At 66.8% G+C, this 18,042-nt stretch carries 12 protein-coding genes, 1 tRNA gene and 2 rRNA genes; 8 read left to right on the top strand and 7 right to left on the bottom strand.

All coding sequences use genetic code 11. From position 1 onward, the window contains the following. Positions 1 to 211: 211 nt before the first annotated feature. On the bottom strand, positions 212 to 1,096 hold the full coding sequence (locus GY170_RS00240) for a LysR family transcriptional regulator (protein ID WP_235923978.1): 885 nt from the start codon (positions 1,094 to 1,096) through the stop codon (positions 212 to 214). Positions 1,097 to 1,278: 182 nt separating this feature from the next. On the opposite strand from GY170_RS00240, the gene GY170_RS00235 reads away from it, so the two are divergent. The 4 genes from GY170_RS00235 (at position 1,279) to GY170_RS18320 (ending at position 5,398) form a co-directional block, all read left to right on the top strand. Then, complete coding sequence (locus tag GY170_RS00235) at positions 1,279 to 1,980, top strand: DUF4386 domain-containing protein (RefSeq protein ID WP_163888844.1); 702 nt, start codon at positions 1,279 to 1,281, stop codon at positions 1,978 to 1,980. Between the two features lie 59 nt (positions 1,981 to 2,039). Next, the gene (locus tag GY170_RS00230; RefSeq protein WP_163888842.1) at positions 2,040 to 3,038 is read left to right on the top strand and encodes an NAD(P)-dependent alcohol dehydrogenase; all 999 of its coding nucleotides are present in this window, start codon (positions 2,040 to 2,042) and stop codon (positions 3,036 to 3,038) included. Positions 3,039 to 3,142: 104 nt separating this feature from the next. Next, a complete protein-coding gene (locus GY170_RS00225) occupies positions 3,143 to 4,105 on the top strand; it encodes a glycoside hydrolase family protein (protein WP_163888840.1) in 963 nt (320 codons plus the stop codon). A gap of 219 nt (positions 4,106 to 4,324) precedes the next feature. Then, positions 4,325 to 5,398 (top strand): GGDEF domain-containing protein, encoded by a 1,074-nt coding sequence (locus GY170_RS18320; RefSeq protein WP_163888839.1) that lies wholly within the window; start codon positions 4,325 to 4,327, stop codon positions 5,396 to 5,398. A gap of 364 nt (positions 5,399 to 5,762) precedes the next feature. Here GY170_RS18320 and GY170_RS00215 read toward each other — a convergent pair whose 3' ends face one another. Further along, positions 5,763 to 6,383: a flavodoxin family protein gene (locus tag GY170_RS00215; RefSeq protein WP_163888837.1), complete on the bottom strand. Its 621-nt coding sequence runs from the start codon at positions 6,381 to 6,383 to the stop codon at positions 5,763 to 5,765. Between the two features lie 144 nt (positions 6,384 to 6,527). Between GY170_RS00215 and GY170_RS00210 the strand changes: the two genes are divergently transcribed. From GY170_RS00210 to GY170_RS00195, 4 genes are all read left to right on the top strand, one after another. Continuing rightward, on the top strand, positions 6,528 to 7,028 hold the full coding sequence (locus GY170_RS00210) for a 2Fe-2S iron-sulfur cluster-binding protein (protein WP_163888835.1): 501 nt from the start codon (positions 6,528 to 6,530) through the stop codon (positions 7,026 to 7,028). Next, positions 7,025 to 7,999, top strand: coding sequence for an FAD binding domain-containing protein (locus GY170_RS00205; protein WP_163888833.1), 975 nt, complete (start codon positions 7,025 to 7,027; stop codon positions 7,997 to 7,999). Before GY170_RS00210 ends, GY170_RS00205 begins: the two co-directional genes overlap by 4 nt. Continuing rightward, positions 7,996 to 10,191, top strand: a complete 2,196-nt coding sequence (locus GY170_RS00200) for a xanthine dehydrogenase family protein molybdopterin-binding subunit (RefSeq protein WP_163888831.1) — start codon at positions 7,996 to 7,998, stop codon at positions 10,189 to 10,191. The genes GY170_RS00205 and GY170_RS00200 overlap by 4 nt, the downstream gene beginning before the upstream one ends. 82 nt (positions 10,192 to 10,273) lie before the next feature. Beyond that, complete coding sequence (locus tag GY170_RS00195) at positions 10,274 to 11,302, top strand: ion channel (RefSeq protein WP_163888829.1); 1,029 nt, start codon at positions 10,274 to 10,276, stop codon at positions 11,300 to 11,302. A 68-nt stretch (positions 11,303 to 11,370) separates the two neighbouring features. Here the strand turns inward: GY170_RS00195 and GY170_RS00190 are convergent, their stop codons facing one another. From GY170_RS00190 to GY170_RS00170, 5 genes are all read right to left on the bottom strand, one after another. Continuing rightward, positions 11,371 to 11,970 (bottom strand): YjbF family lipoprotein, encoded by a 600-nt coding sequence (locus GY170_RS00190; protein ID WP_163888827.1) that lies wholly within the window; start codon positions 11,968 to 11,970, stop codon positions 11,371 to 11,373. After that, complete coding sequence (locus GY170_RS00185) at positions 11,967 to 14,006, bottom strand: YjbH domain-containing protein (protein WP_163888825.1); 2,040 nt, start codon at positions 14,004 to 14,006, stop codon at positions 11,967 to 11,969. The genes GY170_RS00190 and GY170_RS00185 overlap by 4 nt, the downstream gene beginning before the upstream one ends. 492 nt (positions 14,007 to 14,498) lie before the next feature. Continuing rightward, positions 14,499 to 14,575: transfer RNA gene (locus GY170_RS00180), tRNA-Met, on the bottom strand. Between the two features lie 312 nt (positions 14,576 to 14,887). Further along, positions 14,888 to 15,002: ribosomal RNA gene (rrf, locus tag GY170_RS00175) — 5S ribosomal RNA — on the bottom strand. A gap of 101 nt (positions 15,003 to 15,103) precedes the next feature. Further along, positions 15,104 to 17,931: ribosomal RNA gene (locus GY170_RS00170) — 23S ribosomal RNA — on the bottom strand. Positions 17,932 to 18,042 lie beyond the last annotated feature (111 nt).

Raw genomic sequence — 18,042 nt, 5'->3', positions numbered from 1 at the left:
AGCCCCGCAATGGCCCTTGTCGCCGCTGGCGGGCATCCCCGGTCCTGGCGAGATCACCACTCACGTCGGCGCCCCACGTGATCGACCGGCGCCGAGGCGGGGCGTGCGAGACGACCCGCCGCCGGCCCGGCATCACCGTCCCGGCGCCCCCGCCCGACCGACTGACGCGCTTCGGCAGGCCGCCAGGCCCCGACCTGCGGCGCCCAGCCTCCTACCGCAGCGCCTCGGCCAGAAAGTCGAAGACGAACCGCAGCCGCCGCGACTGGTGGATCTCCCGGTGCGCCACCAGCCAGACCGGGAAGGGAAACGCCTCCAGCCCCGCGAAGGCCCTCGCCACCGCCGGCTCCGCATCGCCGATCCGCTCGTCGATGATGGCGAGGCCCAGCCCCTGCTTCACCATCTCCCACTGCACCAGCATGTTGTCCGCCCGATAGGGAAAGTTCGCCGGCCCCACGCCGATCCCCATCCGGTTGAGCACCGCGATGATCATCTCCGTCTGCCCCAGCGAGATGTAATCCGCCCGCGCCAGATCATGCGGCGTGTCCACCGGCCCGATCCGCTCCAGATGTCCCCGCCCGCCATAGAGATGCGCCCGCGCCTCTCGCAGCTTGCGGGCGACGAGGTCCGGCTCCGTCGGGCGGTAGTTGCGGATGGCGATGTCCGCCTCGCGGCGCAGCAGGTCCGACGTGTCCATCGTCGCCACCAGCTCGATCTCGATCCTCGGCTCGGCGGCATGCAGCCGGGCGAGGATCGGCGGCAGCACCAGCCCGGCGTAGACCTCGCTGGCGGAGATGGAGACGCGCCCCTCCATCCGCTCGTTCTGCCCGTAGGCCGCCATGGAGAGGCGCGCCGCCGCCTGCCCCATCTCCCTCGCGTGGTCGATCAGCGCATGGCCGGCGGGGGTGAGGGCGAGGCCCCGCCCCACCCGCTCGAAGAGCACGACGCCCAGCTCCTCCTCCAGCGCATCCACCTGCCGCCCGAGCGTCGGCTGCGCGAGGCCCAGCGCCCGCGCGGCGGCGGAGAGGGAGCCCTCCTCGGCCGTGACGAGGAAGGCCCGCACCCGCGTCCAGTCGAAGCTGACGTTCCGCCAATCCATGCATATCCGCATAGCAGACCGACGGGATAGGTCAATTTCCTTGAGGCGCCCCTCGCGGTACACCTCCCTCAGCGCCGGACGACACGGCGCCTTTCACAAGGACCAACCCCATTCGAAAGGGGCCGCCACCCGGATGCCATTGCCGGGCCCGGCCTCCCCTTGCCCGACGACAGGAGCCCGCAATGCTTGACCTCTTCAACCACCCCGCCTCCCCCGCCTTCGGCCGCCTCACCGGGGCCCTCTACCTCTCCATCGCCGTCTTCGGCGCCTTCGCAATCGGCTACGTCCCCTCGCAGATCGTCCAGCCCCAGATCGGCGCGACGCTGGAGACGATCCTCGCCCGCCGCGGGCTCTTCACCCTCGGCCTCGGCGCCGATGCGCTGGTGATGCTGATCGAGGTGGTCACGACGACGATGCTCTTCGTCCTCTTCCGCCATGTCTCCCCGGTGCTGGCGGGCGCGGCGGCCATCGCCCGGCTGATGATGGTGGGCGTCATGGCCACCATGCTCTTCTTCCAGGCGGGGCTGCTGATGATCGCTCAGACGGGCGGCTCGCCGGCGACGGCGGAGGTCCTCCTGCACATGCACCATGCCGGGGTGTGGATCTGGCAGCTCTTCTTCTGGCTGCACCTGATGATCCTCGGCCAGCTCGTCGCCCGCTCAGGCGTGCTGCCGCGCTTCCTCGGCCACGCGATGAGCGTCGGCAGCTTCGGCTACCTGCTCGACAGCCTCTATTCCTTCGCCTTCCCGGATGCCGCGCTGCTCGGGCAGGTGCGCATCGGCTTCCTCGTCATCGTCACCTTCGCCGAGGTCGGCTTCGCCCTCTGGCTGGCGATCCGCGGCCCGCGCCCCGTCGCCCCGGCCGCCCGCCCGGCCTTCGCCTGAAGCCTCCGGCGGCCGGGCGCCCCGGCCGCCGCCACCCCAATCTCCCAGGAGACACCCCCATGAAAGCCCTCAAGGTCACCGCCTACGGCGGCCCCGACGTCCTCGCCCTGACGGACGCCCCCCGCCCCACGCCCAAGGCCGGCGAGATCCTGATCCGGAACGTCGCCTCCCCCGTCTCGCAGGCGGACGTGATGATGCGCGCCGGCACCCCCCGTGCCGCCCGCCTGATGCTGGGCCTGCGCCGGCCCAGGGCCGCCATTCCCGGCACCGGCTTCGCCGGCCGGGTGGTGGAGGTCGGCCCCGGCGTCACCGCCTTCGCCCCCGGCGACGCGGTCTTCGGCGAGACGGCCCTCGGCTTCGCCACCCATGCCGAATACGTCGCCGTCCCCGCGGATGGCCTCGTCATGCCCCTGCCCCCGGGGCTCGACTTTCAGGCGGCGGCGCCGCTCTGCGACGGGGCGCTGACGTCGTGGAACTTCCTCTACCGCCTCGGCGAGATGACAGCTGGCCAGCGGGTGCTCATCAATGGCGCCTCCGGCAGCCTCGGCACCATGGCCGTGCAGATCGCCCGGGATGCCGGCGCCCATGTCACCGCCGTCTGCTCTGGGAAGAACGCCGCGCTCGTCCGTCGCCTCGGCGCCGACGAGGTGATCGACTACCACGCCGCCGATTTCTGGAAGGAGGGCGCCCGTTACGACATCGTCTTCGACACCGTCGGCAAGGTCCCCTTCCGCCGTGCGCGCCGGGCGCTGCGCCCCGGCGGGCGCTACCTCTCCCCGGTGCTCGACCTCGGTCTGATGCTCGCCACCCTCACCTCCCGCCTCGGCCGCCGCCGGGCGATGTTCCAGGCGACGGGGCTGCAGAAGCACGAGGTGCTGCGCCCCATGCTGGCGGAGATGACGGCGATGGCGGCGAGCGGCGCGCTGACGACGGTGATCGACCGTGTCTATCCGCTGGCGGAGGCCTCCGCCGCCCATGCCCACGTGGAAGCGGGCCACAAGGTCGGCAACGTCGTCCTCTCCATCGCCGCGGCGGAGAGTGACGCCGCCGCGGCCTGACTCGCCCCCTTGAGCGACCACGCGCCGCCCCTCCCCCGGGGCGGCGCGCCGGCGTTGACACTCGGGCATTTCCCCCGCCTAAGACCGGCAGGGAGGATGGATTTATGAGTTTTCACAAGCCGGACCACTGGGTCTGGGACATGTGGTTCGCCGACGATGGCGAGACCTTCCACATGTTCTACCTCCACGCGCCGACCTCGCTGGGCGATCCCGACCTGCGCCACCGCCATGCCCGCATCGGCCACGCCACCTCGGCCGATCTTCGCAGCTGGGAGGATCACGGCCAGATCTTCGAGCCGGGCGATGCCGGCGCCTTCGACGCCACCTGCACCTGGACGGGCAGCGTCGTCCGCGGCGACGACGGGCTCTGGCACCTCATCTACACGGGCACGACCTTCACCGACCCGGGCGACCCCGCCTCCGCCGAGAATATCGAGACCATCGGGCAGGCCGTCTCCGAGGATCTGCACGCCTGGGTCAAGCGCCCCGGCCCCGTGCTACGGGCCGATCCGCGCTGGTACGAGACGCTGGGCTCCTCCTCCTGGCCGGAGGAGGCGTGGCGCGACCCCTGGGTCTGCCGCGCCGCGGACGGGCAGTGGCAGATGCTGATCACCGCCCGCGCCAACGACGGCGAGGGGGACGACCGCGGCGTCATCGCCCACGCCACCTCCCCCGATCTCGCGGCGTGGGAGGTTCAGCCCCCGCTCAGCCGCCCCGGCGCCGGCTTCGGCCATCTGGAGGTCTTCCAGATCGTGGAGGTGGAGAGGACGTCCTTCCTCCTCTTCTCCTGCGACAGCGCCAGGCTCACCGGCGCCCGCTCCGGGCAGACAGGCGGCATCTGGGCCGTGGCGGAGGAGGACGGGGGCTGGCCCGTCGAGGCGGCCGAGCTGGTGGTGGACGAGCGCCTCTACGCGGGCCGCGTCGTCCATGACCGCGCCGGCCGGGCGATGCTCATGGCCTTCCACAACGCCGGCGCGGGCGGCTTTCGCGGCGGCATCGATGACCCCCTCCCCCTCGCCGTCCGGCGCGGCGGCCCCCGCCCCCGGCTGGAGCTGGCGGAGGGCTGAGGCGCCGGGGCTCGATGGGCCCCATGGGAGGCGCCATGCGCGACCTTCCGGAGCCCCGCCAGGCGGTGCACGCCCGGTGCACGCCGTGTGCACGCCCGGTGCATGGGCGTTGACGAGGGTGTGAGGACAGTCCGGGGCTCCTTTCAGAGCCCGGAGAACATGGTAAAATTTCCCTTCATCGCCATATTGCTGCCGCCACCCCGTGGGAAATCCTGAGCCATGGAACCGATCGTCTCGATAACCTACAGCCTCGGCATGATGGCGATTGCCACCATGGTCTATGGCGGCGTCCAGCGGCGCCCCTGGCCCAAGTACCAGCGCCACCTCGTGATCGGCGCGGCCTTCGGCCTGACGGCCTCCGCCGTGATGCTTGAGCCGCTCCACGTCGTGCCCGGCGTGTTCGCCGATTTGCGCAATCTTTTCATCGCCTTCGCCGCCGCCTTCCTCGGCCCGCTCGGGGCGGCGGTCAGCGTGGTCATCGTCAGCCTCGCCCGCCTCGCGATCGGCGGCGTCGGCGCCAGCTACGGCGTCATCGCCATCGTCTTCGCCGCCGTCGTCGGCCTCATCGCCGGCGCCCTGGGGATGAAGCACCGGGGCTCCAGCATTCGCCACGCCATCCTCTTCGGCGTCGCGACGACGCTGCCCACGACCCTCGTCTTCTCAATTCCGGACACCCCGGTGGAGCGCGCCGCGATCGTCGTCGCCAGCCTCCTCGCCGCCAACATCCTCGGCTCCGTCACCTTCGGCCTCCTCATCCAGCGCGAACGCCTCATCGCCCGCCGCGAGCGGCTGCTGACGGACACGGCGGACCATGATCCGCTGACCGGTTGCCTCAACCGACGCGGGCTGGAGCGGCGGCTGGAGCAGCAGGTGCCCAGCGCCCGGCGCGGCACCGCGTTCCTGCTGATCGACATCGACCGCTTCAAGGGCATCAACGATACCTACGGCCACAACACCGGCGACGACGTGCTGGTGCAAGTGGCGGCGACCCTCAACGCCGCGGTTCGTCCCGGAGACCTGATCGCCCGCCTCGGCGGCGAGGAGTTCACCGCCATCCTGCAGAACGTCACCGAGCGCGAGGCCCGGCGCATCGCCGAGCGTCTGCGCCGGACCATCGAGCAGAAGGTCTACATCGACGCGCCGGAGCCGCTGACGGTGACGGCCAGCATTGGCGGCGCCCACTTCAACCATACGGTGCCGGAATGGCGCGAGGCGCTGACGCTAATCGACCGGCGCCTCTACGCCGCCAAGAACTCCGGCCGCAACCGCACGGTGATGTCGGAAGCGGCCTGAGCCAGCGCTCGCCGGTAGCTTGTGACCGGCACTCCGCATCCAACGCGCTGTCCCATCTCCCTGTCTGCCACCCCGCGGTTCGATCGCAGCGCCGGGCGAGCGCCTGCCCGTGGGGTGGCGCTCCGACAGGGCCGCTGCAGCGCTTTATGCCCGCCAAGCCCCTCCCCGCGGACTGCTCAGCTCCAAGCCCAGTCAGAGCGCCAGCCCGCCGGGACGGGCAGGCGCTCGCCCGGCGCCTTCGGCTTGATTCCGGGCGGGGAACAGCTCGGGCGTAGCGCTTGGTTGGGGGAAAAGGGGCGACAGAGCTGACAGAACTCCAACGAAATCGCTCGCCTAGCCGCCGGACAACTAGCCGCCCGACCCGTCAGGCGCTCCCCGGAAACGGGTTGCCCTTAAGCGCCTTGGCGAGGTGCACGGTGTTGGCGGCGGCGAGCTGCATTGTCTGCGTGACCACCTCCGGCGGCTCGTCGAGGTCGCCGTAGTCCGTCCCGTGCATCGCCTCGCCAACCCAGTAGCAGCCGGCATTGGCGGGGATCGTGAAGCCGACATCGCTGAGCGCCTGGAAGCAGGCGGCGTGGGTGGCGTGGGCGCCATCCTCGTTGCCGACGACGCCGACGAGCGCCACCTTGCCGAGCGGCGGCATCCGGGACTGGTCGTCGCTCTCGCCGAGGAAGGCATCCATCCGCTCAAGGATGCGCTTGCAGATGCTGGAGGGCTGGCCGAGCCAGATCGGCGTGCCGAGGATGAAGATGTCGGCGGCCAGCACCTTCTCGCGCAGCGCCGGCCAGTCGTCCCCCTCCCCCTCGTCGGAGGTGACGCCGGGCAGGATGTTGTGATCGGCCGCATGGGCCTTGTCGCAACTCACGCCATGAGCGCGAAGCTGGTCGAACATGTGCTCGACGAAGAGGTCGGTGGAGCTCGGCTTGCCCTGTCCGGAGCGGCGCAGGGAGCAGGTGAGGGCAAAGGCGGAGAGGGCATCGGCCATGGGGCAGGTCCTTTCTCGAATGGCGTTATGCGGGGACAAGCGACGAGCGCCTGGTAGGTTTCCGCGGCGGTCTCTTCACAATCGGGCGGGAACCTCGGGCGGGGGGACATGGTTGCCTAAGGAACGACCACCCCGGGAGCCGCCATGCAGATCGATCTCACCATCAACCAGAAGAGCTACAGCCTGGAGCTCGACAGCCGTGTCACCCTGCTCGACGCGATCCGCGAGCACGTGGGGCTGACCGGCAGCAAGAAGGGCTGCGACCATGGCCAGTGCGGCGCCTGCACGGTGCTCGTCAACGGCCGGCGCATAAACGCCTGCCTCTCCCTCGCCGCCATGCACGACGGCGATGAGATCACCACGGTGGAGGGGCTGTCCGACGGCGAGCTCTCTCCCCTGCAGGCCGCCTTCATCAAGGAAGACGGCTTCCAGTGCGGCTACTGCACTCCCGGCCAGCTCTGCTCGGCCACGGGCATGCTGCAGGAAATCTCGGAGGGCTGGCCCAGCCACGTGAGCGACAGCCTCGACGGCCCCTATGAGCTCAGCGAGGCCGAGCTGTCGGAGCGGATGAGCGGCAACCTCTGCCGCTGCTCCTGCTACCCCGGCATCAACGCCGCGATCCGCAGCGTGGGAGAGAAGGCATGAGGGAGTTCGATTACGTTCGCGCCACGGACACGGCCCGCGCCAGTGTCGAAGGGCAAGGAGCCGAGACGCGCTTCATCGCCGGCGGCACCAACCTGCTCGACCTGATGAAGCTGGAGGTTATGGCGCCCTCGAAGCTCGTCGATATCTCCCGCCTGCCGCTGGACCGGATCGAGGAGGCTGACGGCGGCCTGCGCATCGGCGCCACCGTCACCAACAGTGACCTCGCCGCCGATCCCCGCATCCGCGCCAGCTACCCCGTCCTCTCCCGCGCCCTGCTCGCCGGTGCCTCCGGCCAGTTGCGCAACAAGGCGACAACCGGCGGCAACCTGCTGCAACGCACCCGCTGCCCGTATTTCTACGACACCGACACGCCCTGCAACAAACGCAGCCCCGGAGAGGGCTGCGCGGCGATGGGCGGCGAGACGCGCAACCACGCTGTGCTCGGCACCAGCGAGACTTGCATCGCCCTGCACCCCAGCGACATGGCCGTCGCCATGCGTGCGCTGGATGCCAAGGTGGAGGTGCAGGGCGCCGGCGGCGAGACCAACAGCTTCGCGATGGAGGAGTTCTACCTCCTGCCGAGCGACACGCCGCATATCGAGACGATCCTCGAGTCGGGCGACCTGATAACCGGCGTGCACCTGCCTGCCCCGCGCGGTGACCGGCAGGTCTATCGCAAGGTGCGCGACCGCGCCTCCTATGCCTTCGCGCTCGTCTCCACCGCCGCGGTGGTGAAGATGGAGGACGGGCGCATCGCCGATGCCGCCGTCGCCTTCGGCGGGCTCGGCACGATGCCGTGGCGCGACCCCGAGGTGGACGCAGCTCTGACGGGCGAGGCGCCCTCGCGCGCGCTCTTCGACAAGGCGGCCGACCTCCTCCTCCGCGAGGCGGAGGTGACCGACGGCACCGCCTTCAAACTTCCCCTCGCGCGCCGCGTGCTGCGCGCCGTTCTCGAGGAGGCCACGGCATGAGCTACGAGCTGAAAGTCGACGACAAGGAAACGACAGACCGCGCCGCCGGCCTCTCGCAAGGGCTGCTCGGCACCGCCGCCGACCGGCCCGAGGGCGTGCTGAAGGTGACGGGCCGTGCCACCTATGCCGCCGAGGACATGCCCGAGGGCACCGCCTTCGGCGTGCTCGTGCGCGCGCCGGCCATGGGCCGGGTGGAGCTGGGCAATGCCCCGGCGGTGGAAAAACTGCCGGGCGTGCTGGCCGTGATCCATGACAAGCGGATGCTGCGCAATCCAGCCCAGGGCATGGCCGGCGAGGCACCGGTGCAGGGGGTGGCGGAGGCCGACTATGTCGGCCAGCCCATCGCCCTCGTCGTGGCCGGCAGCTTCGAGCAGGCCCGTCACGCGGCGGAAGTGATGGAGGTGCGCTGCCTCGGCGAGATCCGCCCCGTCTCCCCGGGCGCGGTGGAGCCGGAGGTGCCGGAGAAGAAGCAGAGCAGCATGGGCGACCTCGACGCCGCCATGGCGGCCGCAGTGCACAAGGTGGATGCGACCTACTCCACCTCTGCCATGAGCAGTGCAGCGATGGAGCCTCATGCCGCCCTCGCGTGGTGGGAGGGGGACAAGCTGACCGTCCGCGCCTCCCTCCAGATGCTGAAGTACAACCGGGCGGAGCTGGCCGATTCCGTCGGCATCCCGCTGGAGAACGTGCGCATCCTCTCGCCCTACGTGGGCGGCGGCTTCGGCTCCAAGCTCGGCGTCTCGCCGGAGGTGGTGGCCGCGGCCATCGCCGCGCAGCAGCTGGGGCGGCCGGTGCGCGTCGTCCTCAATCGCCGGCAGGTGTTCGAGACGATCACCCGCCGGTCGGAGACGGAGCAGCACATTCGCCTCGCCGCGGATGGCGAGGGACGGTTGACCGGCGTTGGCCACGACGCGCTCGTCTCCAACCTGCCGGAGGAGCCCTTCTCCGAGCCGGTGACGCAGGCGACGCCCTTCAACTACGAGGGCGCGGCCCGCACCATCGGCCACCGCGTCGCCCGCATCCATCGCCCCGCCGCCGGCTCCGTCCGCGCGCCGGGGGAGGCGGTCGGCGTCACCGCGTTCGAGATCGCGATGGACGAGCTCGCCGTCGCCGCGGGGATCGACCCGGTGGAGCTGCGCCTGCGCAACATCCCCGCCGAGGTGCCCGGCACCGGCAAACCCTTCTCCTCCCACATGCTGGCGGAATCGCTGAACGACGGCGCCGCCCGCTTCGGCTGGGCGGATCGCGCTGCGGAGCCCCGCGCCCGGCGCGAGGGCGAGTGGTGGATCGGCAGCGGCGTGGCCAGCGCCTTCCGCGTCAACATGCTCTCGGAGGCCGAGGCGCGCGTGGTGCTGGGGCCGGAGGGCGCCATCGTCGAGACGGACATGACCGATATCGGCACCGGCACCTACGCCATCCTCGGCCAGATCGCCGGCGAGCTCCTCGGCCTGCCGCAGGAGAAGGTGGAGGTGCGCCTCGGCGACACCGCCTTCCCACCCGGCTCCGGCTCCGGCGGCTCCATCGGCGCGGCCTCCACCGGCACCGCCGTCTGGCTCGCCGCGCAGGAGGTTCGCGCGGCCCTGGCGAAGGAGATGGGCTGCGAGCCTGACGACCTGACGCTCAAGGACGGCCGCGCCACCTGCGGCAATATCAGCCGCGACATAGCCGAGCTGATCAGCGGCGAGAGCCTCGAGGGGCACGGCCACGTGCAGCCCGGCGATGCCTCCAGCAAGGTGAAGCAGGCGACCTTCGGCGCCCATTTCGCGGAGGTGGCTGTCAACGACGTCACCGGTGAGGTGCGCGTGCGGCGGATGCTCGGCAGCTTCGCCGCCGGGCGCATCCTCAACCTCAAGACGGCGCGCTCCCAGTGCCATGGCGGCATGACCTGGGGCATCGGCATGGCGCTGACGGAGGAGCTGGTGCACGACCGGCGCGACGGCCACATGGTGAACCGTGACCTCGCGGAGTACCATGTGGCGGTGAATGCCGACGTACCGCCGCTGGAGGTGCATTTCCTCGAGGAGCGGGACCCGTGGACCGGCCCGATGCAGGTGAAGGGCATCGGCGAGCTCGGCATCTGCGGCGCCGCGGCCGCGATCCTCAACGCCATCCACCACGCCAGCGGCGTCCGCCTGCGCGACCTGCCGGCGACGCCCGACAAGGTGCTGGCCGGGTTGGAAGAGCTGGGCTGAGACGACGGCCGCCCGCGGCTCAGGCTGCGGGCGGCCCTTCCTCTGCTGGACGGGGCCTGCCGCAGGCCTATCCTTCAGGAGCATGATCCGCACAATCCTGGCCCTTCTGGCCCTCCTCACGCTCTCCTCCCCCGCACTCGCGCAGGATCGCGTCACCGTGGGCGTCATCGAGCGCCCTCCTTTCGCGATGCAAACGTCCGATGGCGCCTGGTCAGGCATGGCCATCGACCTCTGGCGCTTCACGGCGGAGGATCTGGGGGTGGCCTACGAATATGTCCCGGTAGAGGACACGGGCGCGCTGGAGCGCGGCGAGGTCGACCTCGTCATGCCAGTCTACGCCACGCCCGACCTCGCCGCCCGCTTCGACCTCAGCCAGCCGATCTACACGGCGACGATGGGCGTCGCCTCCCCGACGAAAGGCCGCGTGCTCTCCGTCCTGGAGGGCTTCGCCTCATGGCAGTTCGCCCGCCTCGTGCTGGGCCTCGCGGCGCTCCTGCTGGTCGTGGGCGCGCTCGTCTGGCTCCTTGAGCGGGGCCGCAACTCAGAGCAGTTCGCCCGCAGCCCGATCCGCGGCCTCGGCGACGGCTTCTGGTGGGCCGGCGTGACGCTGACAACTATCGGCTACGGCGACAAGGCCCCGCAGACACTGGCCGGCCGGGCCGTGGCGATGTTCTGGATGCTGGTCGGCCTGGCGGTGAGCGCCGCGCTGACGGCCTCCGTCGTGGCGCTCTCCGGGATCAACCGGCAGATCGAGGCGCCGGAAGTCTTCGCGGAGAGCGTCGTCGGCGTCGTGGAGGGGAGCACGACGGCCCTCTACCTCGGCCACGAAGGCGTCGAGACGCGGGGCTATCCCGACGTCGCGAGCGCCTTGGCGGCGCTCGACGAGGACGTGGTCGACATGGCGGCCGCGGCGGCGCCGGTGCTGTCTCACGCGATCGACGAGGACGGAGCGTTGAGCTTCACGGTCCGCACCACGCGCCTTGATCCGCACTACCTTGCTCTGGCGTTGCCGCGCGATTCTGCTTTGACCGCGCCATTGGACGTCGCGCTGCTGCGAAGCCTGACGGCGGAGAGCGGGTGGGAGGTCATCGAGAGATACGTCTCGCCGTGAGCTGTCGTCGCGGTCTCATGAGCGGCAAGCGTGCGAGGCGACGGCGCAGGCCCTCGCCTCGCCAGCCCTCACTGCGGCTGCAGCAGCAGCCGCCCCAGTCCCTCGCCCGCCCACTGAGCGGAGGCCACCAGCGCCCCGCTCGCATTGAAGTAATAGTAGTTGGTGAACGCCTGCTCCGGGTTGCGGCAGCTCTCGACGACCGCGCGAACGGGCACCGGGCCGGAGGCGGTCTGGATCGTCGTCCCCTGCCCCGGCGTGATCTCGCAGACATAGGCGCGCAGGAGCACATCTTCGCCGCCGGTGTAGAAACCGTGGTAGCGCTCCACCTGACCCGTCCGCCCGGAGGCGAGGTAGGCGGCGGTCTGCGAGGCATCCGTCGAGGCGAGGTCGTCGCCGAAGCCGCGCGTGGCGACGAGCATGCCGTTGTTCAGCGTCACCGAGATGTCGTCGGCGCTCATGTAGGTGCGGTAGCCGGCACGGCTCTGCACCAGCGCCATGACACCCGTGAAGCCGAGCTCCTCCAGCCCCACAATCAGGCGGGGCGCCCCCGCCTGGTCGGCGGCGATGCCGCGGAAGGGCGGCGCGATGGAGGGCGTGCCGCCCGATGGCAGGGTGCAGGCACCCAAGGAGAGCAGCAGGGCGCCGAGGCCCGCAAGTCGCGCGATCATCTCCAGAACCTCCCCCAGCTGTCGCCCAATTCCGGCTCCGTGTAATCATGCGTCAGATCGTAGAGCCGGTTACGCACGTTCAGGCGCGCACCGCCGTCCCTGAGGACCGGGCGAAGCGTCTCGGTGAAGGTGTCGCGCGTCGGCTCACCGGTCAGCGCCGAGATCGGCAGCGAGATCGTGATGCCCTTGTCGAAGGCACCCTCGCCGAAATCGTCGAAGGGGACGTCCGTCAGGGTGAAGAAGGCGCCGATGCTGATGCCATTGTCGAACTCGCGGTCGAGCGAGAAAGTCGCGCCCCAGTCACCGGCGAGGTAGCGGCCGGCGTCCATCTGCGCGACGAAGCCGTTCTCGAAATCGTAGTAGACCGAGCCATGGCCGGTGACGATGTCATAGTCTTGGAAGCCGATCCCGTCGAAGTCGCGCTGGACGGCGTAGTTGACCTCGGCGCCGAGCGCGAGACGGCTGGCAACGGGCGCCCAGAGGACCTCCGCCGACGCGCCGCCATACATCCGCTCGAGGATGCCGAAGGTGAGTCGGCCGTAGAGCTCCGGCCCGGGGCGGAAGAACTTCTCTGTCGTGAGCCAGGCGATCTCGGTATCGGAGTTGGCGTCATAGAGGGCGGAGTCGGAGCGCACCCGCGGCAGCACGGATTCGGAGCGACGCTCCTGATCGTCGAGGTTGCCGACGATCGGCTGGCGGAGCTGGCCGGAGAGGACGAAGCCCGGCAGGGGCTCATAAGACGCGGTGAGCGCCGCGCCGAGCGTCACGCGGACAGGCGCGTCCGGGTCGAAGTAGGAGGTCTGCGTGTAGGGGCGCAGGGACCATGCGAAGCCCGAGCCCTCTGGCACCGGCACGTCGCTGCCGTCCGAGATGTCGGCACGTACGAAGCTCGACCACGTGCCTTCGAGATCGAACTCCAGCGCCTCGAGGTCGCTCCGCCGGAAGCGGATCTCCGAGGTCGGCATCCCCTGGACGACAGGGACGATCACCAGCGTCTCGATCTCGGCCGGCAGCGCGTTCGCCATCACCCGCGCCGCCCGGCCGATGGCCTGCGACTCCGGCTGGTACGTCGGGTTGTCGAGCCGCAGCACCGCGGCGTTGCCCGAGATGGTGACGCCCTGCGACGCCATCCCGAGCGCGTTCAGCTCGCGCTCGATCCGGGCGGTGGCGGCGGGCTCATAGCCCTGCGCCGACCATCCGAGCTCGGCCGCGCTGCGCCGGGGCGCCAGCGGCGGCGGCGAGGCGGCCCGGCCGCCGGGGCTGATGAGGTTGCCGGGGAAGAAGGTGCGGGCGACCGTCAAGCCAACGGTGTTGCCATAGAGGTAGTAGCCGGTGACCTCGGTGCCGCCGTCGAAGCGGTAGCTGGCGGAGACGTTGATCGGGGAGTCCTGGGTGAAGCCGAGGCGACGGGCTTCGAAAGGATAGGTGTCGCTGGAGTACTCGGCGGCGAACGAAAGGTTGTCGCTGGGCGTCCAGCGGACGCCGCCGAAAAGCGCCGCATCGCCGCGGAAGAAGACATCCGGACGGATGCGGCCAGTCCCTTCGATGCCCCGGCCATCGGTTGGGCGGTTGTCAAAGTAGTCGTCGAACACGGCAAGGGGGTTGTCGAAGGCATTCCGCCCCGCGAGCCGCCCCCATCCAATGCCACCGGTAACCTGGACACCCGAAACGATCTCCTTGGTCGCCGAGATGTACTCCGAACTGTAGAGCCCTGTCCCGCCAACATCTATGAGCCCTAGGCGCAACGAGGGAAGGTACTCCCCCTCCTCGGCGATCAGGATATGGACGTCGAAACTGCGATCGAAATAGCCGGCATCGGGTAGAGCAATGTATCGGAAGACTCCGGTCACCTGCGGCAAAACCTGGAAGGCCATGGTCGCGCGATACTCGCCTTCGAAGTAGGAGAGCGTCAGTGCCAGTGAATCAGGCGGCAGAGCCTCTCCGCTTGGCATGTCGATGAGGCCGGGAAGACCGAAGGTGTTGAGATACGGGCGGCTTTCTTGGGCCAATGCGGCGGAGCTCGTCAGCACCGCCATAGCGGCTCCCCGAAGCAGGCGCCTCGCTACCTTCCCCGTGCGGCCGAAACCAGCTGCACCTGTCATCTTTTCTGGCACCTGTCGCTCCATTCCCCGGCAATGTCGCGATGATAGCAAATCGGATCTCGCCGAAACCAGCACTCCAGCGCGAAACTGACAGCTGTGGCAGAAGGGACGCGCATCTCATGTTCCAACCGGCTTATCACGAAGCGGTTGCGCTGAGCGGGAGGCTCTTTCAGGAGCGCCGAGAAGTCGGGCCCGCTGCCATCTGAAGTTGATCAAAACCCGCGCGTTGTCCTGAGAAGTTGGTCAGGTGAGCAGCCGCGTATACCGCTGTTCGGCAGGTAAGAACGAGACAACGTCTCTTCAGAAGTCCCATCCGCTGAACAAAGATGAAAGATCTCGCCCGGCGCTTGATCAAGCAATAGAGAGAGACCTTCCCACAATACGCAAAAAACCCCGCCTGTTTGGCGGGGTCGGCCTGATCCATCTTGGTTGCGGGGGTAGGATTTGAACCTACGACCTTCAGGTTATGAGCCTGACGAGCTACCGGGCTGCTCCACCCCGCGCCAAGTTCCGGTGATTTATGTCAGTTCAGCGACGGCCACAACCCTCTGAGCAGAGGAATCAGAGGAAAATTTGGCGTCAGATTTTGAGCGGATTCAGGCGGTCAGCTGGCGCATCGCCTCGGCCGTCGGGTGCTGCCAGAGACGCGAGGCAAATGATCCTGTTGCAGCATTACCAAGGCCGAAACGCATGCCCTCGCCATGTCCTCAGACAACGCAAAGAACCGCCAGCACAACGTGCGGGCCGGGCAAAGCGTAAGCTATCAGTAGAGGGAAGGGAGACATCGTTAAGAGAGAAGACATGTTCCTTACTAGATCTGGCAGTGACCTACTCTCCCACGTCTTAAGACGCAGTACCATCAGCGCAACGGTGCTTAACGGCCGAGTTCGGGATGGGATCGGGTGTTTCACTCGTGCTATGACCACCAGATCAAGGAAGGAACATGTTCATCATGCGCTCGTTTCGGAGCGCATGTCCAAGTCATCACTGTCAGTGTACGGCTTCTGTCTCCAGTCTTGCTGTTTCTGGATCAGATCAAGCCTATCGGACCATTAGTACCGGTCAACTGAGCACGTTACCGCGCTTACATCTCCGGCCTATCGACGTGGTGGTCTTCCACGGTCCTCAAGGGATACCTTGTTTCGAGGGGGGCTTCCCGCTTAGATGCCTTCAGCGGTTATCCTTTCCGATCATAGCTACCCTGCACTGCGGCTGGCGCCACAACAGGTCCACCAGTGGATCGTTCACCCCGGTCCTCTCGTACTAGGGGCAACTCCTCTCAAGTATCCTACACCCACGGCAGATAGGGACCGAACTGTCTCACGACGTTCTAAACCCAGCTCACGTACCTCTTTAAATGGCGAACAGCCATACCCTTGGGACCTGCTCCAGCCCCAGGATGAGATGAGCCGACATCGAGGTGCCAAACACTGCCGTCGATATGGACTCTTGGGCAGTATCAGCCTGTTATCCCCAGCGTACCTTTTATCCGTTGAGCGATGGCCCACCCACTCGGGACCACCGGATCACTATGGCCGTCTTTCGACTCTGCTCGACTTGTCAGTCTCGCAGTCAGGCTGGCTTATGCCATTGCACTCAACGAGCGATTTCCGACCGCTCTGAGCCAACCTTCGCGCGCCTCCGTTACTGTTTGGGAGGCGACCGCCCCAGTCAAACTACCCACCACACAGGGTCCCGGATCCGGATAACGGACCGCGGTTAGACATCAAGCGAAGCAAGGGTGGTATCTCAAGGGAGGCTCCACAGAAACTGGCGTTCCTGCTTCAAAGCCTACCACCTATCCTGCACATGCTTGGCCTGATGCCAGTGTGAAGTTGTAGTAAAGGTGCATGGGGTCTTTCCGTCTAACCGCGGGAAGCCTGCATCTTCACAGGCAATTCAATTTCGCTGAGTCGATGTTGGAGACAGCGGGGAAGTCGTTACGCCATTCGTGCAGGTCGGAACTTACCCGACAAGGAATTTCGCTACCTTAGGACCGTTATAGTTACGGCCGCCGTTTACTGGGGCTTCAATTCGGAGCTTGCACCCCTCCTTTTAACCTTCCAGCACCGGGCAGGCGTCAGACCCTATACGTCGTCTTGCGACTTCGCAGAGCCCTATGTTTTTAGTAAACAGTCGCCACCCCCTGGTTTGTGCCCCCGGCCTCTACTTGCGTAAAAACCGGGCCTCCTTCTCGCGAACTTACGGAGGTATTTTGCCGAGTTCCTTCAACATCGTTCTCTCAAGCGCCTTGGTATTCTCTACCAGTCCACCTGTGTCGGTTTAGGGTACGATCATATGGAGGGCTATTTCCAGGGACTGCTAAACGGCCCGACCAATCCGATAAGGTCGAACAATCTTCGCAATCCGTCACCATCTCCTGGCCCAGGAATATTAACCTGGTTCCCATCGACTACGCCTTTCGGCCTCGCCTTAGGGGTCGGCTTACCCTGCTCAGATTAGCTTTAAGCAGGAACCCTTGGACTTTCGGCGTGAGGGTCTCTCACCCTCATTATCGCTACTCATGTCATCATTCTCACTGGTGATCTCTCCACCGGATGGCTCACGCCCCGGCTTCACAGAAAACGCCTCTCCTCCAATCCGGGCGAGCCCGGTAAGGAGGAATGGCGTTATGTCACACCACGCTCTGCTACCACTGCATACGCAGTCCTAAGCTTCGGCTCATGGCTTGAGCCCCGTTACATCTTCGCCGCAGGACAACTTGTTTAGACCAGTGAGCTGTTACGCTATCTTTAAAGGATGGCTGCTTCTAAGCCAACCTCCTGGTTGTTTTGGTCGTCCCACCTGCTTTCCCACTTAGCCATGAATTAGGGGCCTTAGCTGTAGGTCAGGGTTGTTTCCCTCTCCACGACGGACGTTAGCACCCGCCGTGTGTCTGCCAGATAGTGCTCCTCGGTATTCGGAGTTTGGTTAGGATCAGTAAGTCTGTGGGACCCCATTACCCATCCAGTGCTCTACCCCCGAGGGCATTCGTCTGACGCTCTACCTAAATAGATTTCGCAGAGAACCAGCTATCTCCGAGTTTGATTAGCCTTTCACCCCTAGCCACAACTCATCCCGACCTTTTTCAACAGGTGTGGGTTCGGTCCTCCAGTGAGTGTTACCTCACCTTCAACCTGGTCATGGCTAGATCACTCGGTTTCGGGTCTGATCCCACAAACTCATGCGCCCTATTAAGACTCGCTTTCGCTACGCCTACACCTAACGGCTTAAGCTTGCTTGTGAGACCAAGTCGATGACCCATTATACAAAAGGTACGCCGTCACCTCTCAAGGAGGCTCCGACTGCTTGTAGGCGTTCGGTTTCAGGTACTGTTTCACTCCCCTCGTCGGGGTGCTTTTCACCTTTCCCTCACGGTACTGGTTCGCTATCGGTCAGTAAGGAGTACTTAGCCTTCGAAGGTGGTCCTCCGATCTTCAGACAGGATTTCACGTGTCCCGCCCTACTTAATGCGTCCTATCATGCTTCCTATACGGGGCTGTCACCCGCTATGGCCCGACTTTCCAGACGGTTCTAGTCACACTCAAGGCTCGGCTGGTCCCCGTTCGCTCGCCGCTACTAGGGGAGTATCTGTTGATTTCCTTTCCTCCGGGTACTTAGATGTTTCAGTTCCCCGGGTTTGCTCTTTTAACCCTATGTATTCAGGTTAGAAGTACCTGGTTCAGCCGCCTATTGATTGCCGAAGCAAACAATAGATGACTGTCAGGTGGGTTGCCCCATTCGGAAATTCCTGGATCAAAGCTTATTCTCAACTCCCCAGGACTTATCGCAGAGTATCACGTCCTTCATCGCCTCTTACTGCCAAGGCATCCACCAAACGCCCTTTTCGCGCTTGATCTGATCCAGAAAAAGCAAGACTGCCGCCTTTTGACTTCGGCGTCTTGTCTGCCGGCTTTCTTTCGTCCACCGGCGCTCTCTGATCAGAAGTCGTACATTCCCGCCACCCTCT

It is taken from the genome of Pseudoroseicyclus tamaricis (assembly GCF_012070395.1).
Lineage (GTDB): Bacteria > Pseudomonadota > Alphaproteobacteria > Rhodobacterales > Rhodobacteraceae > Pseudoroseicyclus_A > Pseudoroseicyclus_A tamaricis.
The sequence above is the reverse complement of the archived record's forward strand: the minus strand, read 5'-3'. Positions and strand labels throughout refer to the sequence as shown.

Bases quoted from the DNA above. Each gene is read 5' to 3' on its own strand.
- GY170_RS00200 (WP_163888831.1), top strand. From the start codon at position 7,996: ATGAGCTACGAGCTGAAAGTCGACGACAAGGAAACGACAGACCGCGCC.
- GY170_RS00210 (WP_163888835.1), top strand. From the start codon at position 6,528: ATGCAGATCGATCTCACCATCAACCAGAAGAGCTACAGCCTGGAGCTC.
- GY170_RS00195 (WP_163888829.1), top strand. From the start codon at position 10,274: ATGATCCGCACAATCCTGGCCCTTCTGGCCCTCCTCACGCTCTCCTCC.
- GY170_RS18320 (WP_163888839.1), top strand. From the start codon at position 4,325: ATGGAACCGATCGTCTCGATAACCTACAGCCTCGGCATGATGGCGATT.
- GY170_RS00185 (WP_163888825.1), bottom strand. From the start codon at position 14,006: ATGGCGGTGCTGACGAGCTCCGCCGCATTGGCCCAAGAAAGCCGCCCG.
- GY170_RS00190 (WP_163888827.1), bottom strand. From the start codon at position 11,970: ATGATCGCGCGACTTGCGGGCCTCGGCGCCCTGCTGCTCTCCTTGGGT.
- GY170_RS00225 (WP_163888840.1), top strand. From the start codon at position 3,143: ATGAGTTTTCACAAGCCGGACCACTGGGTCTGGGACATGTGGTTCGCC.
- GY170_RS00235 (WP_163888844.1), top strand. From the start codon at position 1,279: ATGCTTGACCTCTTCAACCACCCCGCCTCCCCCGCCTTCGGCCGCCTC.
- GY170_RS00215 (WP_163888837.1), bottom strand. From the start codon at position 6,383: ATGGCCGATGCCCTCTCCGCCTTTGCCCTCACCTGCTCCCTGCGCCGC.
- GY170_RS00205 (WP_163888833.1), top strand. From the start codon at position 7,025: ATGAGGGAGTTCGATTACGTTCGCGCCACGGACACGGCCCGCGCCAGT.
- GY170_RS00240 (WP_235923978.1), bottom strand. From the start codon at position 1,096: ATGGATTGGCGGAACGTCAGCTTCGACTGGACGCGGGTGCGGGCCTTC.
- GY170_RS00230 (WP_163888842.1), top strand. From the start codon at position 2,040: ATGAAAGCCCTCAAGGTCACCGCCTACGGCGGCCCCGACGTCCTCGCC.